Source organism: Salimicrobium salexigens, assembly GCF_900156705.1.
GTDB classification, from domain to species: Bacteria; Bacillota; Bacilli; order Bacillales; family Halobacillaceae; genus Salimicrobium; species Salimicrobium album.
Window position 1 is genome coordinate 1 of sequence record NZ_FTOK01000028.1, and the last position, 1,490, is coordinate 1,490.

At 46.0% G+C, this 1,490-nt stretch carries 1 protein-coding gene; it reads left to right on the forward strand.

The window, feature by feature from the left end; genetic code table 11:
• The first annotated feature begins 122 nt into the window (after window positions 1-122).
• A protein-coding gene (locus BW931_RS13335) for an IS3 family transposase (RefSeq protein ID WP_143541895.1) occupies window positions 123-1,450 on the forward strand; the annotation gives its coding sequence in 2 pieces (ribosomal slippage) (window positions 123-495 and window positions 495-1,450; 1,329 coding nt in all).
• The last annotated feature ends 40 nt before the right edge of the window (window positions 1,451-1,490 follow it).

Here is a 1,490-nt window from a genome sequence, read left to right on the forward strand (position 1 = left end):
ATTGAACTATACCCCGAATAATGGACACGAAAAAAAGTGCCCCTTATTCGGGGTTTTTTATGTTTCCTAACCTCGAAGTTCCTTTATAATCAAATTAACGACAAAGAGCGGGGTTGAAAAACATGACGAAGATAATGTTTACCGAAGCACAAAGAAAAGAGTTAGCGTCCAATCCGAACGTCCTCAAGGTGACTGATCGTTCCATCACCTATGCCCCAGCCTTCAAAGTGAAGGCTGTGAAAGAAAACCAAGAAGGAAAGAGCCCGTCTCATATCTTTGTAAACCACGGTTTCGATGTGGCGATGATTGGCGCCAAGAAGCCTAAAGAGTGTTTGAAACGGTGGCGCAAGATATTCCATGAACACGGAGAAGATGGGTTCTATACCGAGCGACGGGGCAAAGGTTCCACAGGGAGACCTTCCTCGAAACATCTTTCTTCCGAAGATCAATTGAAGAAGGCAGAAGCGCGTATTGCGTATCTGGAGGCAGAGTTGGATTTTGTAAAAAAGCTCGACGAACTCGAAAGGCAGGCGAAGAAGAAGAGATAACCACCTCAGAGAAATTTCAACTCATTGAACGAGTCCTCCGGACTCATGGTTTCCCCCATATGATCCGGTATTTTTGTGAGATTGCCCGGGTAAGCCGGTCCGGGTACTACAACTGGTTGAAATCAGAGGATGCCCGTCATAAGAGGGAACAGAAAGATGAGGCGGATTATGAAATCATCAAGAAAGCGTTCGACCGGCGTCAGGGCAGAGTCGGAGCTCTCCCCATCAAAATGATGGTGGAGAACGATGAACACGTCGTGATGAACCATAAACGTATTCGACGCATCATGAAGAAATACAACCTCGTATGTACCATTCGCAGAGCGAACCCTTATAAACAAATCGCTCAAGCGACCCAGGAACATCAAACATGTGACAATAAGCTGGAGCGTCACTTCGATCACGAGGAACCACAACGCGTCCTTTTAATGGATATCACGTATCTCTATTATGCGAAGGGACAGAAGGCTTACCTTTCGGCCATCAAAGATGGGGCGATCCGTGAGATTCTGGCTTACTATCTATCGACCTCTTTGAAGATGGATATCGTCTACACGACTCTTGATAAGTTAATGGAACGGGAGGATTTCTTCCCTCATCCCGATTGTCTGATTCACTCAGATCAGGGTATGCATTACACGCATCCTGCGTTCCAGAAAAAAGTGAAAGACCTGGGGTTACACCAGTCGATGTCTCGAAGAGGCAACTGTTGGGATAATGCCCCGATGGAATCCTTCTTCGGCCACATGAAAGACGGCATCAACTTCAAGGCCTGTTTCTCTTTCTCCGAGGTGCAACAAGCCATCGACGAATACATGGATTATTACAACAACCATCGATACCAGTGGTCCTTACAAAAAATGACCCCGGCTCAATACCGAGGTCATCTTATAGCAGCCTAGCACTTTTTATTAAACTGTCCATTTTCAGGGTTACAGTTCA